Raw genomic sequence first — 15,073 nt, forward strand, 5'->3', positions numbered from 1 at the left:
CCCACCGGCGGCGGAGGCGGTCGATCGGGTCCGGATGGCAGCCCGCGCGTCGCGCGGACCAGGTTCTTCCAAGCTCCGGGCGACCGGAGGACTGGCAGACATAGGAGATAGACGTGATCCAGCAGGAGTCGCGACTGCGTGTCGCCGACAACACGGGTGCCCGGGAGATCCTGTGCATCCGCGTTCTCGGCGGCTCCGGTCGGCGCTACGCAGGCATCGGTGACGTGATCGTCGGGACGGTCAAGGACGCGATCCCCGGCGCCGGTGTGAAGAAGGGCGACGTGGTCAAGGCCGTCGTCGTCCGGACCGCGAAGGAGAAGCGGCGGCCGGACGGGTCGTACATCCGCTTCGACGAGAACGCTGCCGTCATCATCAAGGACGGTGGAGACCCGCGCGGTACCCGCATCTTCGGCCCGGTCGGTCGTGAGCTGCGGGACAAGCGGTTCATGAAGATCATTTCTTTGGCGCCGGAGGTGCTGTAGACCGTGAAGGTGAAGAAGGGCGACACGGTCGTCGTCATCGCCGGTAAGGACAAGGGTGCCAAGGGCAAGGTCATCGCGGCCTACCCTCGGCAGGACAAGGTCCTCGTCGAAGGCGTGAACCGGATCAAGAAGCACACCCGCATCCAGACCACCCAGCGCGGCGGCAAGACCGGTGGCATCGTCACCCAGGAAGCTCCGATCCACGTCTCGAACGTGCAGGTGCTCGACGCCGACGGCAAGCCGACCCGGGTCGGGTACCGCGTCGACGACAGCGGCCAGAAGGTCCGGATCGCGCGTAGCAACGGTAAGGACCTGTGATGACCACCGCTACCCAGACCAGGCCGGCACCGCGCCTCAAGCAGCGGTACCGCGAGGAGATCGCCGCGCAGCTGCGTGAGCAGTTCCAGTACGGCAACCCGATGCAGGTTCCCGGGCTCGTCAAGATCGTGGTGAACATGGGCGTCGGTGAGGCGGCCCGGGACGCCAAGCTGATCGACGGCGCCGTCCGCGACCTGGCCACCATCACCGGCCAGAAGCCGCAGGTCCGGCGGGCCACCAAGTCCATCGCGCAGTTCAAGCTCCGCGAGGGAATGCCGATCGGCGCCAAGGTCACGCTGCGGGGCGACCGGATGTGGGAGTTCCTGGACCGGCTGCTGTCCATCGCGCTGCCGCGTATCCGTGACTTCCGCGGGCTCGACGGCCGCAAGCTCGACGGGCACGGCAACTACACGTTCGGGCTCACCGAGCAGTCGGTGTTCCACGAGATCGACCAGGACCGGATCGATCGCACCCGGGGCATGGACATCACCGTGGTGACCACCGCCAAGACCGACGACGAGGGCCGGGCGCTGCTCAAGCTCCTGGGCTTCCCGTTCAAGGAGAACTGAGCAATGGCCAAGAAGGCGTTGATCATCAAGGCCGCCGCGAAGCCGAAGTTCTCGGTACGCGCGTACACCCGTTGCCAGCGGTGCGGACGTCCGAAGGCGGTGTACCGCAAGTTCGGCCTCTGCCGGGTGTGCATCCGGGAGATGGCGCACCGCGGTGAGCTGCCCGGCGTGTCCAAGGCTTCCTGGTAACCCACCTTGACAGGTCTTCGCCGTAGGCCCGACGGCACAGCCGTCGGGAACCCCGGCGAGAAAGGTTGACGAGACCCATGACGATGACCGACCCGATCGCAGACATGCTGACCCGTCTGCGCAACGCCAACCAGGCGTACCACGACCGGGTGACGATGCCGTACTCGAAGATCAAGGCGAACATCGCCGAGGTCCTCAAGGCCGAGGGTTACATCTCGACCTGGCAGGTCGAGGAGCCCGCCGAGGGCGCCGTCGGCCGGCGGCTGGTGGTCGATTTGAAGTACGGCCAGAACCGGGAGCGCAGCCTCGCCGGGATCAAGCGCGTGTCCAAGCCGGGTCTGCGGGTGTACGCCAAGTCGGACGAACTGCCGCGGGTGCTCGGTGGCCTGGGCGTGGCGATCATTTCGACGTCCCAGGGACTGCTCACCGACCGGCAGGCCCGTAAGCGGAGCGTTGGCGGGGAAGTCCTCGCCTTCGTCTGGTAATCGGGAGACTGGTAACAATGTCGCGTATTGGACGTAAGTCGATCCCGGTGCCGTCCGGCGTCGATGTCAAGATCGACGGCCAGACCGTCACGGTGAAGGGGCCCAAGGGCGAGCTCGCCCACGTGCTGCCCGAGCTGATCACGGTCGACCGCAGCGAGGACGGCCAGCTGCAGATCTCCCGCGCCAACGACGAGCGTCGGGCCAAGGAGCTGCACGGCCTGAGCCGCACGCTGGTGGCGAACATGATCGTCGGGGTGACCGACGGCTACCGCAAGACCTTGGAGATCGCCGGTACGGGTTACCGGGTCACCGCCAAGGGCAAGGACCTCGAGTTCGCGCTCGGGTTCTCGCACCCGGTGCTGGTGCAGGCCCCGGAAGGGATCACCTTCACCGTGGAGCGGCCGACGCTGTTCCACGTCGCCGGGATCAACAAGTGGCAGGTCGGCGAGGTGGCCGCCAACATCCGGAAGATCCGTCCGCCGGAGCCGTACAAGGGCAAGGGCGTGAAGTACCAGGGCGAGGTCATCCGCCGTAAGGCCGGAAAGGCAGGTAAGAAGTGAGCGCCACACTGCTGAAGCGCCGGGCGGGCGGCAGCGTCTCCGCGCGGCGTGCCATCGGGCGGGCGCGCCGGCACTTCCGGGTCCGCAAGAGCGTCAGCGGGACCGCCCAGCGGCCCCGCCTGGTGGTCACCCGTTCCCTGAAGCACATCGTCGCCCAGATCGTCGACGACACCAAGGGCCACACCCTGGCGTCGGCCTCGACGATGGACGCTTCGCTGCGCGGCACCGCCGGTGCCAAGAGCGAGCTGGCCGGCAAGGTGGGCACGCTGCTCGCCGAGCGGGCCAGGGCGGCAGGCGTTTCCAAGGTCGTGTTCGACCGTGGGGGCAACCGGTACGCGGGGCGGATCGCCGCGCTGGCCGACGCCGCCCGCGAAGCCGGACTCGAGTTCTGACGGCCGTCTGATGCGTATCCAGACGAGTCGAATCGAAGCAAACCCCGTCACGAGTAGGAAGGAAGACTGCTGATGCCAGGTCAACAGCGTCGTGGCGGCGGGTCCGGTGGCAGCGAAGGTGGTCGCCGCGACAACCGCCGTGAGGGCGGTCGCGGCAACGCGCCCGTCGAGAAGACCCCACACCTGGAGCGGGTCGTCGCGATCAACCGGGTCGCCAAGGTCGTCAAGGGCGGTCGGCGGTTCAGCTTCACCGCCCTGGTGATCGTGGGCGACGGCGACGGCACGGTGGGCGTGGGCTACGGCAAGGCCAAGGAGGTGCCCGCGGCGATCGCCAAGGGTGTCGAGGAGGCCAAGAAGCACTTCTTCAAGGTGCCCCGGATCGCCGCGTCGATCCCGCACCCGGTGCAGGGCGAGGACGCCGCCGGCGTGGTCCTGCTGAAGCCGGCGAGCGCCGGTACGGGTGTCATCGCGGGTGGACCGGTGCGTGCGGTGCTGGAGTGCGCGGGCATCCACGACGTGCTCTCCAAGAGCCTCGGCTCGTCCAACCCGATCAACATCGTGCACGCCACGGTGGCCGCGCTGAAGGGCCTGGAGTCGCCGGAGGCGGTGGCTGCCCGGCGTGGTCTGCCGGTCGAGGACGTGGCCCCGGCCGCGATGCTCGCCTCCCGCGCGGGCGCAGGGGCGTGACAGCGACAATGAACGGAGGGCGGCTGCAATGGCACGTCTGAAGGTGACCCAGGTCCGATCCGGGATCGGGACCAAGCGCAACCAGCGGGAGTCGCTGCGGTCGCTCGGTCTCAAGCGGATCAACGACGTGGTGGTCAAGGAGGACCGGCCCGAGATCCGGGGCATGATCTTCACCGTGAACCACCTCGTGCAGGTCGAGGAGGTCGAGTAATGACGATCAAGGTCCATCACCTCCGGCCGGCGCCGGGGTCCAAGACCGCGAAGACCCGGGTGGGTCGCGGTGAGGGCTCCAAGGGCAAGACGGCCGGTCGGGGCACCAAGGGCTCGAAGGCCCGGAAGAACATCCCTGCCGCGTTCGAGGGTGGGCAGATGCCCATCCACATGCGGCTGCCGAAGCTCAAGGGCTTCAAGAACCGGTTCAAGGTCGTCTACCAGGTGGTCAACCTGGACCGGCTGGCTGAACTCTTCCCCAACGGTGGAGCGGTCGGTCCGGAGCAGTTGACCGAGGCGGGCGCGGTCCGTAAGGGTCAACCGGTCAAGGTCCTCGGCAGCGGCGAGCTGGGCGGTGTGGCGCTCCAGGTGTCGGCGCACGCGTTCAGCGGTGCCGCCAAGGAGAAGATCACCGCTGCTGGTGGCTCGGTCACCGAGCTCTGAACACCTCAGCCTGGACGTGGCGCTCGCTCAGTTCTTCACGACTGACGGGCGCCACGGCCTACTGGGAAAGCTTTCATCCCGTTAACATCGGGATCGGTGTATGTTCTAGGGCACGCCTGCCCAGACCGACGCCGGACTGTTAGAGTCCGATGCCAGCCATGGATATCGGGCGCCCCGTACCCGCCCCGACCCGCCAGGACATCCGGCGGCCACCTCGCGCAGCAGGAGGAAGAAGTTGCTCTCCGCCTTTCTCAGTGCGTTCCGAACGCCTGACCTGCGCAAGAAGCTGCTGTTCACGGTCTTCATCGTCGCGATCTACCGGCTCGGGGCCACGCTGCCCAGCCCCGGTGTGTCGTACGGGAACGTGCAGCAGTGCATCAACACGATGGAGAACAGCGACACCAGCGGGGTCTTCACCCTGCTGAACCTCTTCTCTGGTGGCGCGCTGCTGTCGCTGTCGGTCTTCGCGCTGGGCATCATGCCCTACATCACCGCGTCGATCATCCTGCAGCTGCTCACCGTGGTCATCCCCCGGCTGGAGCAGCTGCGCAAGGAGGGCCAGTCCGGTCAGGCGAAGATCACCCAGTACACCCGGTACCTGACGCTGGGCCTGGGCGTCCTGCAGGCCTCGGCCTTCGTCGCGCTCGCCCGCTCCGGTCAGCTGTTCAACAACATGTGCGACCAGTGGCCGATCATCCCGGACGGCACCGGCCTGCCGACCTGGCTGACGCTCAGCGTCCTGGTCATCACGATGACCGCCGGCACCGGCGTGGTGATGTGGCTCGGCGAGCTGATCACCGACCGGGGCGTCGGCAACGGCATGTCCGTCCTGATCTTCACCTCGATCGCGGCGCGGCTGCCGAGCGAGGGCTGGGCCATCAAGAACACCCACGGCTGGGGGATGTTCGCCCTGGTGCTGCTGCTGGTCCTGATGGTCATCACCGCAGTGGTCTTCATCGAGCAGGCGCAGCGGCGCATCCCGGTGCAGTACGCCAAGCGGATGATCGGCCGGCGGATGTACGGCGGTACCTCCACCTACATCCCGCTGAAGGTCAACCAGGCCGGTGTCATCCCGGTGATCTTCGCCTCCTCGGTGCTCTACCTCCCGCAGCTCGGGCTACAGTTCTTCGATCCGAACGACCCTGGCCAGGTGCAGGCCTGGATCCAGAACAACCTGGCGAACCCGACCAGCCCGATCTACATCGTCACCTATTTCTTCATGATCATCTTCTTCACGTACTTCTACGTGTCGATCACGTTCAACCCGACCGAGGTCGCGGAGAACATGAAGAAGTACGGTGGCTTCGTCCCTGGTATCCGGCCTGGCCGGCCCACCGCCGAGTACCTCGACTTCATCCTCAGCCGGATCACCCTGCCGGGTGCGCTCTACCTGGGCATCATCTCCGTCCTGCCGAACTTCTTCTTCATCTGGCTGGACAGCGACCAGTACGTGAACTTCCCGTTCGGTGGCACCGCCGTGCTGATCATGGTCGGCGTCGGACTGGAGACCGTGAAGCAGATCGAGAGCCAACTCATGCAGCGCAACTACGAAGGGTTCCTCCGGTAGATGAGGCTGGTACTGGTCGGTCCCCCCGGGGCGGGGAAGGGGACCCAGGCCGAGTTCATCGCCGCTCACCTGGCCGTGCCCAAGATCTCGACCGGGGACATCTTCCGTGCCAACGTCACCCAGGGAACGCCGCTGGGCGTCGAGGCGAAGCGGTACATGGATGCCGGCAAGCTGGTCCCGGACGAAGTGACCATCAACATGGTCCGGGACCGGCTGGCCGAGCCGGACGCGGCCGACGGTTTCCTGCTCGACGGCTTCCCGCGGACCACTCCGCAGGCCGCCGCGTTGGACAAGCTGCTGGCTGACCTCGGTACCGCGTTGGACCTGGTGCTGGAGCTGGTCGTCGACGACGACGAGGTGATCCGGCGGCTGTCGGGCCGCCGTACCTGCCGCGGCTGCGGCAAGATCTGGCACGTCGAGTTCGACGCGCCGGCCACCGAGGGCCGCTGCGACCGGTGCGGGGCGGAGCTGTTCCAGCGCGACGACGACAAGTCGGAGACCATCGCCCGTCGGCTGGTGGAGTACGCCGACAAGACCGCGCCGCTGGTCGACTACTACGGAGCCCAGGGCAAGCTGGTGGGGATCGACGCCACCGGCCCGGTCGAGGACGTCACGGTACGCGCGATCGACGCCCTGCGCTCGTACGGCGGGTAACGCCCGATGCGCCGCCAACAGCTGGACATCCAGCTGAAGTCCCCCGAGCAGATCGACCTGATGCGGGCCGCCGGCCTGGTGGTGGCCGACGCGCTGGCCCGGATGCGGGCCGCGATCGCACCCGGTGTCACCACCGCCGACCTGGACGCGATCGCCGAGCAGACCATCCGGGACGCCGGCGCGGTGCCGTCGTTCAAGGGCTACCACGGGTTTCCGGCGACGATCTGCTCGTCGGTCAACGCCCAGGTGGTGCACGCCATCCCGGCTGCCGACCAGGTGCTGCGCGACGGGGACGTGATCTCGGTCGACTGCGGGGCGATCCTGGACGGCTGGCACGGCGACGCCGCGTTCACGGCGACGGTCGGCGAGGTCCGGCCCGAACTGCTGCGGATGGTCACGGTCGCCGAGGACGCGCTCTGGGCAGGGATCGCCGCCGCGGCGCGCGGCGCGGCCAGCGGCCGGGGCCGGCTCACCGACATCTCGTACGCGATCGAGCGGGCCATCCGGGCGGGTGGCCGCTACGGCATCGTCGAGGGGTACGGCGGGCACGGCATCGGCACCGAGATGCACCAGGACCCGCACGTGCTCAACTACGGCCGGCCCGGCAAGGGGCCGAAGCTGGTCCCGGGGATGGCGTTGGCGATCGAGCCGATGATCACCGAGGGGTCGGCCCGTACCGAGGAGCTGGCCGACGGCTGGACGGTGGTGACCCGGGACGGGTCGATGGCGGTGCACGTCGAGCACTCGATGGCGTTGCTGCCCGACGGTGTCTGGGTGTTGACCGAGCCCGACGGCGGCCGGTCCCGGCTGGGTGACCTGGTCACCGCCCGGCAGCCCGCGCAGTCGCGGAGCTGAGGTCGCGTTGCGGCCGACCCGCGTTGGCCGTCGCGGCCGACCCGCGTTGGCCAGCGGTGGCGGCGGGGTGTCATGCTCGTACCCATGGATCGGCGGGACGGGATGCGGGCGAGCGACGCCGACCGTGAAGCGGTGGCTGAGCGGTTGCGGACGGCCCTGAACGAGGGCCGGCTGGACCTGGCCGAGTTCGACGAGCGCCTCCAGCGGGTGTACGCGGCGAAGACGTACGGCGACCTGGGCGGCCTGTTGACCGATCTCCCGCCGGTGGCCGCCGCCGGATCAGCGCAGTTGGCACCGATCATCGGTGCCGGGCTGCCGGCGGAGCTGACCCCGGGCCCGGACGGTCGTTACCCGCATGCCACCCGCCGCTGGGTCACCAAACAGTGGGAGGGGTACGGCACCGCGGTGGGCATCACCACCGCGATCTGGGCGGTGATCTGTGTCATGTCCCAGGATCTGCTCTACTTCTGGCCGGGCTGGGTGGCCGGCCCGTGGGGTGCGGTGCTGATCGTCACCACGGTGCTTGGCCTGATGAACGGTGAGCCGCAGCGGTGGACCGCCAAGCAGGCGCAGCGGGAACTGGACAAGCAGGCGAGGTCCGAGCGGAAACGGATCGAACGGGAGCAGGGCCCGAGCGCCGCGTAGCGACGACGCCGACGCGCCCGCCCGCGCGGCGCAGGTGCCGCACGAGGGCTGCGGGCGACGACACCCGTACGGCTGAGGGTGGTAATCACCCATGGTGTCGGGGTTTGTCGGATACACTGACCCCCGGCGACGCGCGGTTTGCTGTCCGCGTGACAACCCGCGTACACTGATAGGTCGGCGCACAGCGTCCTCTCCAGCGTGCCTGCTCTGCGCTTCGGCAGGCCGTTTCTGATCGAGTGGCGGGCGGGTTTCACGATCCGTGTCGCACCCGGCAGATGTCTGGAGCCGCGGCTGGCGCGGGCGTGTCGCAAGGTCGGCGGACCGGTTCCCGGTCGGCGGGCCCAGGCGACGGTCCGCGAATGGTGTTGTGAGCCGATCCCGAGCAACCGACGTCAGGACAGCGGAGGACATGCCGAAAAAAGACGGGGCCATCGAGATCGAGGGCCGAGTGATCGAGCCACTCCCGAACGCCATGTTCCGGGTGGAGCTCGCCAACGGCCACAAGGTGCTGGCTCACATCAGCGGCAAGATGCGGCAGCACTACATCCGCATCCTGCCCGAGGACCGGGTCGTCGTCGAGCTCTCGCCGTACGACCTCACCCGCGGGCGGATCGTCTATCGCTACAAGTAACCACCTGACGGCGGCCGGGGCGTCCCGTGTCCGTCCTCAAGCCCGGTCCGCGCCTGCGGACAGGGCGTCACTGGAAGTAAGGCACACCGTGAAGGTCAAGCCGAGCGTCAAGAGGATCTGCAACAAGTGCCGGGTTATCCGCCGGCACGGCCGGGTGATGGTGATCTGCACCGACCCCCGGCACAAGCAGCGCCAGGGCTGACCCCAGGGGCCGACCGGCAACCGCCGGGCCGGCGACGGGGCGGCTCAGGCGGCCGATCCGCACAACAGCACATGCTCGTCCCAGCCGCGAGCCACAGCGCGACACGTCGCTGTGCGACGCGGCCCAACCCCCGGTCGGAGGCCGGGGCCCGGCACGTCGACGGCCCGTACGGGTCGGCCGACCTGGGCAGCCGGGGTGGGGCGGGCTCAGACCTCCGCGCACACCACCTGAGGAGTACGCCCGCACATGGCACGTCTAGTCGGCGTCGATCTGCCCCGCGAAAAGCGGATGGAGATCGCGCTCACCTACATTTTCGGGATCGGCCGGACCCGTTCGATCGCCACGCTCGCCGCGACTGGCATCGACCCGAACAAGCGGGTCCGCGACCTCACCGACGAGGAGCTGGTCCAGCTCCGCGATCACATCGAGGCCAGCTTCAAGGTCGAAGGTGATCTGCGTCGTGAGGTCGCCGCAGACATCCGCCGCAAGGTGGAGATCGGCTGCTACGAGGGCATCCGGCACCGCCGCGGACTGCCCGTGCGCGGCCAGCGCACCCGGACCAACGCCCGGACCCGCAAGGGCCCGAAGCGGACCGTCGCCGGCAAGAAGAAGCCGGGCAAGAAGTAGTACTGGCCGTCACCGGGTCCGACCGGATACCTCGATCGTCCAATAGGAGCGCAGAAAACTCATGCCACCGAAGGCTCGCGCTGGAGCCGCTGTCAAGAAGGTCCGGCGCAAGGAACGCAAGAACGTCGCCCACGGGCAGGCGCACATCAAGAGCACCTTCAACAACACCATCGTTTCGATCACCGACCCGACCGGCGCGGTGATCTCCTGGGCCTCCGCCGGCCAGGTCGGTTTCAAGGGCTCCCGCAAGTCGACTCCGTTCGCCGCGCAGCTGGCCGCCGAGGCAGCCGCCCGTCGGGCGATGGAGCACGGCATGCGCAAGGTCGACGTCTTCGTCAAGGGCCCCGGCTCCGGCCGGGAGACCGCCATCCGTTCGCTGCAGGCAGTCGGCCTGGAGGTCGGGCAGATCTCCGACGTCACGCCACAGCCGCACAACGGGTGCCGTCCGCCGAAGCGTCGCCGGGTCTGAGAGGTTAGGAAAAGATGGCTCGTTACACGGGTGCCGACTGCCGCCGTTGCCGGCGCGAGAAGATGAAGCTGTTCCTCAAGGGCAGCAAGTGCGACGGGCCGAAGTGCCCGTTCGAATCCCGGCCCTTCCCGCCCGGCCAGCACGGCCGTGGTCGGACCAAGGAGACCGAGTACCTCCTGCAGCTGCGGGAGAAGCAGAAGGCCCGCCGGGTGTACGGCGTGCTGGAGAAGCAGTTCCGCGGCTACTACGAGGAAGCAGTGGCCAAGCAGGCCAAGACCGGTGAGGTCCTGCTGCAGATCCTGGAGTCCCGGCTCGACAACGTCGTGTACCGCGCCGGCTACGCCAAGTCCCGGGACATGGCGCGCCAGCTGGTCAAGCACGGGCACTTCACGGTGAACGGCAAGAAGGTCGACATCCCCTCGTACCGCGTCAAGGAGCACGACATCGTCGAGGTGCGGACGAAGTCGAAGGAGCTGACCCCGTTCCTGGTCGCCCAGGGCGAGGCCGGCTCGAAGACCGTCCCGGCCTGGCTGGAGGCGATCCCCAGCCAGATGAAGATCCTCGTGCACTCGATGCCGGCGCGTCAGGTCATCGACACGCAGGTGCAGGAGCAGCTGATCGTCGAGCTCTACTCGAAGTGAGCCACCCCCGTCGGTGGGGGTCGCGGCCGGCACCGGCCGACCGCGACCCCCACCGACGGGTGCACCACCGACGGGCGTCATATAGCGGTCGCCCCGACCCAAGGAGAAGTACGTGCTCATCAGCCAGCGGCCGACTCTGTCCGAGGAGTCGATCAGCGAGACCAGGTCCCTGTTCACCATCGAGCCGTTGGAGCCGGGTTTCGGCTACACGCTCGGCAACTCGCTGCGGCGTACCCTGCTCAGCTCCATCCCGGGTGCGGCGGTCACCAGCATCAAGATCGACGGCGTGCTGCACGAGTTCACCACGATCCCCGGTGTCAAGGAGGACGTGGTCGAGCTGGTCATGAACGTCAAGGAGCTCTGCGTCAGCTCCGAGCACGACGAGCCGGTCAGCATGTACCTGCGCAAGCAGGGCCCCGGCGACGTCACCGCCGGGGACATTCAGCCGCCGGCCGGTGTCTCGGTGCACAACCCCGATCTGAAGCTGGCCACCCTCAACGGCAAGGGCCGGCTCGACATGGAGCTGACCGTCGAGCGGGGCCGTGGCTACGTCACCGCCGCGCAGAACAAGCAGGCCGGTGCCGAGATCGGCCGGATCCCGGTCGACTCGATCTACTCGCCGGTGCTCAAGGTCACCTACCGGGTCGAGGCGACCCGGGTCGAGCAGCGGACCGACTTCGACCGGCTGATCATCGACGTCGAGACCAAGCCGTCGATCGGGCCGCGTACCGCGCTGGCCTCGGCCGGCTCCACCCTGGTCGAGCTCTTCGGCCTGGCCCGTGAGCTGGACGAGACCGCCGAGGGCATCGACATCGGGCCGTCGCCGCAGGACGCCCAGCTGGCCGCCGATCTGGCGCTGCCGATCGAGGAGCTGGACCTGACCGTACGGTCGTACAACTGCCTCAAGCGCGAGGGCATCAACAGCGTCGGCGAGCTGATCGGGCGGACCGAGGCGGACCTCCTCGATATAAGGAATTTCGGTCAGAAGTCGATCGACGAGGTCAAGATGAAGCTCGCCGGGATGGGGCTGGGCCTGAAGGACTCGGCGCCCAACTTCGACCCGGCACACGTCGTGGACGCCTTCAGCGAAGCCGACTACGACACCGACGACTACCGCGAGACCGAGCAGCTGTAACACCGGCTGCCGCCACCACTGAGGAGCACCAACCATGCCCACGCCCACCAAGGGCCCCCGCCTCGGCGGCAGCCCCGCGCACGAGCGGATGATGCTGGCGAACCTGGCCACGTCGCTGTTCCGGCACGGCAAGATCAAGACCACCGAGACCAAGGCGAAGCGGCTGCGCCCCCTCGCGGAGCAGCTGATCACCAAGGCCAAGCGGGGCGACCTGCACTCGCGTCGTCGGGTGCTGACCGTCGTGCGGGACAAGGACGTGGTCTTCGAGCTGTTCGACCAGATCGCGCCGCGGTTCGCCAACCGTCCGGGTGGCTACACCCGGATCGTCAAGACCGGCCCGCGCAAGGGCGACAACGCCCCGATGGCGATCATCGAGCTGGTCGAGGAGCTGGTGGTGGCCGCCCCGACGCCGGCCAAGGCCGACCGTAAGGCCGCCGCCCAGCAGGACAAGGTCGAGGCACTCGCCGGAGCCGACGAGACCCCGGCCGCGCGCAGCGACGACCAGGACGCCGAGCCGCCGGTGTCGGCCTCCGGTGACACCGACACCGGTGCCACCTAGGACGCTCCGGCCGGCGAGGGCGACAGCAAGGCCTGAGCGGTCGCCGCAGGCGACAACAAGGCCTGAGTCGTCCGACGACGAGCACACCCGGCGGGACCCGGCGCTGCGACAGCAGCGCCGGGTCCCGCTGTCTTGTCCACATCCGCGCAGCGCAGCAGGAGGTCCAGGTGCGGCAGGGGTACGTCCGTCTCCGGCTCGACGTCAGCTACGACGGCACCGACTTCTCCGGCTGGGCGGTACAGCCGCAGCGGCGTACCGTCGCCGGCGAGCTGACCACCGCGCTCGACCGGGCGTTCGGGCCGGCCGTCGCGGTCGGGCTGACGGTGGCCGGGCGCACCGACGCCGGGGTGCACGCCAGCGGCCAGGTCTGCCACCTCGACGTACCGGCCGAGGTCTGGGCCGAACGGTCCGGCACCCTGCTGCGTCGGTTCGCCGGCACGCTGCCCCGCGACGTACGGGTGCGGGCGGTCGCCGAGGTGCCGGCCGACTTCGACGCCCGCTTCTCGGCGACCTTCCGGCGGTACGCCTACCGGGTCACCGACGCCCCGTACGGTGCCGAGCCGCTGCGCCGCCACGACACCCTCGCCTGGCCGCGTCCGCTGGATCTGGCCGCGCTCAACGCCGCCGCCGCCCACCTGGTCGGCGAGCACGACTTCGCCGCGTACTGCCGCCGTAAGGAACACGCCACCACGATCCGGCAGATCACCCGGCTGGACTGGCAGCGCGACGACACCGGCACCCTGATCGGCACCGTGATGGCGGACGCCTTCTGCCAGGCGATGGTGCGCAGCCTCGTCGGCGCGATGCTCTTCGTCGGTGACGGCCGGCGGCCGACCGACTGGCCGGGTGCGCTGCTGAGCCGGCGGGAACGGTCCAGTGAGGTCACCGTCGCCCCACCACACGGGCTCACCCTGGTCGAGGTCGGCTACCCGGCCGATCCGGCCGGCTACGCCGATCGGGCCGCCGTCACCCGCCGGCTGCGGCTACCGACCGCCGTCGAGTGACGGCTGCGGCTACCGACCGCCGTCACCCGCCGGCTGCACCGCCCGTTTCTCCAGGACACCCGCCTGCAGGTGCAGCTGCAGCATGTCGAAGAGGATCTGCCGGGCGTACGGGTCGTCGGCGGGCACCGGTTGGCCGTCGGCGCGGGCGATCACGCAGTACATCAGGAAGTGGCCGAGGGAGTGCCAGCCGACCTGGGCCGAGGAGAGCGCGACGGCCTCCGTACCCTCGTCGGCGATCATGCCCTGGAAGCGTCCCTTCTCCTCGTCGACCAGCGGCTTGATCCGGGTGTGGGCCCATTCGGCACCGGTCGCGTCGGCCAGGTTGAACACGCCCGTCGTGATCAGGTACTCCCCGGTGGGGGAGCGCAGGGTGCCCCGGACGACCTGGTTGCAGCCGAGTTCGTCGAGCATCGGGCCGATGTCGCCGGCGACCGCCGCCCGGCAGCGCGCCTCGACCTGGGTCTTCAACAGCTGGTACGGCGGTTCGGCCGGGTCGATCACGATGTCGCCGGTCGGGAAGACCTCCTCCACCGTCAACGGTTCGGGGTCGACCTCGCGGGAGCTGATGTCACGGGGCGCCGGGGTCGGTTCGCCGGGCTCGGCGACCCCGGCGGAGACCCGGCCGTTGCGTTCGTCGGCCACGATGAAGAACGAACTGAGGCCGCAGACGCCGAGCATCAGCAGGACGGACAGTCCGCTGATCACCACCTGCCACACCGTGGTCGACGACCACAGACCGGGGCGGGCGGGAGCCGGGGCGGGCCGGGGCCGACGGCCACCGGGCGGCAGGCGGTCGACCGCCGTCGACGTACGGGTGGATCGTCGCCGTCCGGGCTGGTTGCGCAGCCGGGTCGGCCGGCCCGGACCGGCCGGCGGCATGGCCGGAATCAACTCGGTCGGCGGATCACCCGACGGGGTCCTGGGCGGGCCGGCGGGTGGGTTGCCGGGCGGGCCGGCGTACGGGGTCCGGGGCGGGCCGACCGGTCGGGGTGGTCGATGCCCCGCGCCGGATTCGTACCCGTACGTCATGTCGCACAGGGTAACGGACCGGGCGGGTAACACGCTGCCGTCGGACCGCCGGGTCGCGATTGGGACAATGCGGCGGTGACCGGCGACCACTACTTCAGCCCGCAGCCCACCACCGCCGACGTCCGGGCGGAAATCGACTTCTCGGTGGCCGGGCGCGACTACACGCTGACCGCCGCCGCCGGAGTCTTCTCCGCCGGCCGGCTCGACCCGGGCACCGCCGTCCTGCTGCGCAAGGCCGACCTGCCCGTGCCGACCGACCCCGGGCCGTTTCTCGACCTCGGCTGCGGGTACGGCCCGATCACCTGTGTGCTGGCCGATCACGCGCCGACCGCCACGGTCCACGCGGTGGACGTCAACGCCCGTGCCCGGGAACTCACCCTGGCCAACGCCGACCGGCTCGGCGTCGCCGACCGGGTCCGGGTCGCCGACCCCGACTCCGTACCTCCGGAGATCAGCTTCACCCAGCTGTGGTCCAACCCGCCGATCCGGGTCGGCAAGGCGGAACTGCACGCCCTGCTGGCCCGCTGGCTGCCCCGGCTCGCCCCGGACGGCGTCGGCTGGCTGGTCATCGCCCGCTACCTGGGCGGCGACTCGGTGCAGCAGTGGCTGCGCGAGCAGGGCTGGCAGGTCGAACGGCACGCCAGCCAGAAGGGCTACCGGGTGCTGCGGGTCACCCACCGTACGCACTGACGACCACCCGGCGGCCGGCGGCGCGAATC

24 protein-coding genes are annotated in these 15,073 nt (G+C 69.3%); 23 read left to right on the forward strand and 1 reads right to left on the reverse strand.

All coding sequences use genetic code 11. The features are described from left to right. Window positions 1-113: 113 nt before the first annotated feature. From rplN to truA, 22 genes are all read left to right on the forward strand, one after another. Window positions 114-482, forward strand: coding sequence for a 50S ribosomal protein L14 (gene rplN, locus O7608_RS07850; RefSeq protein WP_123606139.1), 369 nt, complete (start codon window positions 114-116; stop codon window positions 480-482). Window positions 483-485: 3 nt separating this feature from the next. After that, the gene (rplX, locus tag O7608_RS07855) at window positions 486-800 is read left to right on the forward strand and encodes a 50S ribosomal protein L24 (RefSeq protein ID WP_289209319.1); all 315 of its coding nucleotides are present in this window, start codon (window positions 486-488) and stop codon (window positions 798-800) included. After that, window positions 800-1,369, forward strand: a complete 570-nt coding sequence (gene rplE / locus O7608_RS07860; protein ID WP_282224033.1) for a 50S ribosomal protein L5 — start codon at window positions 800-802, stop codon at window positions 1,367-1,369. Before rplX ends, rplE begins: the two co-directional genes overlap by 1 nt. Window positions 1,370-1,372: 3 nt before the next feature. After that, window positions 1,373-1,558, forward strand: coding sequence for a type Z 30S ribosomal protein S14 (locus O7608_RS07865; protein ID WP_007465272.1), 186 nt, complete (start codon window positions 1,373-1,375; stop codon window positions 1,556-1,558). Window positions 1,559-1,635: 77 nt separating this feature from the next. Then, window positions 1,636-2,043: a 30S ribosomal protein S8 gene (rpsH, locus tag O7608_RS07870; RefSeq protein WP_282224032.1), complete on the forward strand. Its 408-nt coding sequence runs from the start codon at window positions 1,636-1,638 to the stop codon at window positions 2,041-2,043. Window positions 2,044-2,060: 17 nt separating this feature from the next. Then, window positions 2,061-2,603 (forward strand): 50S ribosomal protein L6, encoded by a 543-nt coding sequence (rplF, locus tag O7608_RS07875; RefSeq protein WP_282224031.1) that lies wholly within the window; start codon window positions 2,061-2,063, stop codon window positions 2,601-2,603. Further along, entirely contained in the window at window positions 2,600-2,995 is a 396-nt protein-coding gene (rplR, locus tag O7608_RS07880) for a 50S ribosomal protein L18 (protein ID WP_289209320.1), read from the forward strand. The genes rplF and rplR overlap by 4 nt, the downstream gene beginning before the upstream one ends. Before the next feature lie 72 nt (window positions 2,996-3,067). Next, complete coding sequence (gene rpsE, locus O7608_RS07885; RefSeq protein ID WP_289209321.1) at window positions 3,068-3,682, forward strand: 30S ribosomal protein S5; 615 nt, start codon at window positions 3,068-3,070, stop codon at window positions 3,680-3,682. A gap of 28 nt (window positions 3,683-3,710) precedes the next feature. Beyond that, window positions 3,711-3,893 (forward strand): 50S ribosomal protein L30, encoded by a 183-nt coding sequence (gene rpmD / locus O7608_RS07890; RefSeq protein ID WP_289209322.1) that lies wholly within the window; start codon window positions 3,711-3,713, stop codon window positions 3,891-3,893. After that, on the forward strand, window positions 3,893-4,336 hold the full coding sequence (gene rplO, locus O7608_RS07895; RefSeq protein ID WP_282224028.1) for a 50S ribosomal protein L15: 444 nt from the start codon (window positions 3,893-3,895) through the stop codon (window positions 4,334-4,336). Before rpmD ends, rplO begins: the two co-directional genes overlap by 1 nt. Window positions 4,337-4,571: 235 nt before the next feature. Further along, window positions 4,572-5,903, forward strand: coding sequence for a preprotein translocase subunit SecY (gene secY, locus O7608_RS07900; protein ID WP_289209323.1), 1,332 nt, complete (start codon window positions 4,572-4,574; stop codon window positions 5,901-5,903). After that, window positions 5,904-6,557, forward strand: coding sequence for an adenylate kinase (locus tag O7608_RS07905; RefSeq protein ID WP_289209324.1), 654 nt, complete (start codon window positions 5,904-5,906; stop codon window positions 6,555-6,557). It begins immediately after the preceding gene. A gap of 6 nt (window positions 6,558-6,563) precedes the next feature. Further along, entirely contained in the window at window positions 6,564-7,412 is an 849-nt protein-coding gene (gene map / locus O7608_RS07910; RefSeq protein WP_289209325.1) for a type I methionyl aminopeptidase, read from the forward strand. 84 nt (window positions 7,413-7,496) lie between these two features. Beyond that, window positions 7,497-8,057, forward strand: a complete 561-nt coding sequence (locus O7608_RS07915; protein WP_289209326.1) for a DUF1707 SHOCT-like domain-containing protein — start codon at window positions 7,497-7,499, stop codon at window positions 8,055-8,057. 409 nt (window positions 8,058-8,466) lie between these two features. Continuing rightward, window positions 8,467-8,688, forward strand: coding sequence for a translation initiation factor IF-1 (gene infA, locus O7608_RS07920; protein ID WP_007073013.1), 222 nt, complete (start codon window positions 8,467-8,469; stop codon window positions 8,686-8,688). Window positions 8,689-8,776: 88 nt separating this feature from the next. After that, entirely contained in the window at window positions 8,777-8,890 is a 114-nt protein-coding gene (gene rpmJ, locus O7608_RS07925; protein WP_012184307.1) for a 50S ribosomal protein L36, read from the forward strand. Window positions 8,891-9,136: 246 nt separating this feature from the next. Then, complete coding sequence (rpsM, locus tag O7608_RS07930; RefSeq protein ID WP_282224023.1) at window positions 9,137-9,517, forward strand: 30S ribosomal protein S13; 381 nt, start codon at window positions 9,137-9,139, stop codon at window positions 9,515-9,517. Window positions 9,518-9,578: 61 nt separating this feature from the next. Next, window positions 9,579-9,986, forward strand: coding sequence for a 30S ribosomal protein S11 (rpsK, locus tag O7608_RS07935; RefSeq protein WP_007073011.1), 408 nt, complete (start codon window positions 9,579-9,581; stop codon window positions 9,984-9,986). Window positions 9,987-10,000: 14 nt separating this feature from the next. Continuing rightward, a complete protein-coding gene (gene rpsD, locus O7608_RS07940; protein WP_282224022.1) occupies window positions 10,001-10,627 on the forward strand; it encodes a 30S ribosomal protein S4 in 627 nt (208 codons plus the stop codon). 112 nt (window positions 10,628-10,739) lie between these two features. Then, complete coding sequence (locus O7608_RS07945; RefSeq protein ID WP_282224021.1) at window positions 10,740-11,762, forward strand: DNA-directed RNA polymerase subunit alpha; 1,023 nt, start codon at window positions 10,740-10,742, stop codon at window positions 11,760-11,762. A 34-nt stretch (window positions 11,763-11,796) separates the two neighbouring features. After that, entirely contained in the window at window positions 11,797-12,321 is a 525-nt protein-coding gene (rplQ, locus tag O7608_RS07950) for a 50S ribosomal protein L17 (RefSeq protein ID WP_289209327.1), read from the forward strand. Window positions 12,322-12,488: 167 nt separating this feature from the next. Next, complete coding sequence (gene truA / locus O7608_RS07955) at window positions 12,489-13,325, forward strand: tRNA pseudouridine(38-40) synthase TruA (RefSeq protein ID WP_289209328.1); 837 nt, start codon at window positions 12,489-12,491, stop codon at window positions 13,323-13,325. A gap of 9 nt (window positions 13,326-13,334) precedes the next feature. Here the strand turns inward: truA and O7608_RS07960 are convergent, their stop codons facing one another. Continuing rightward, complete coding sequence (locus O7608_RS07960; RefSeq protein WP_289209329.1) at window positions 13,335-14,354, reverse strand: hypothetical protein; 1,020 nt, start codon at window positions 14,352-14,354, stop codon at window positions 13,335-13,337. A gap of 75 nt (window positions 14,355-14,429) precedes the next feature. On the opposite strand from O7608_RS07960, the gene O7608_RS07965 reads away from it, so the two are divergent. Then, entirely contained in the window at window positions 14,430-15,044 is a 615-nt protein-coding gene (locus tag O7608_RS07965; protein ID WP_289209330.1) for a class I SAM-dependent methyltransferase, read from the forward strand. Window positions 15,045-15,073: the final 29 nt, after the last annotated feature.

Source organism: Solwaraspora sp. WMMA2056 (genome assembly GCF_030345095.1).
Lineage (GTDB): Bacteria > Actinomycetota > Actinomycetes > Mycobacteriales > Micromonosporaceae > Micromonospora_E.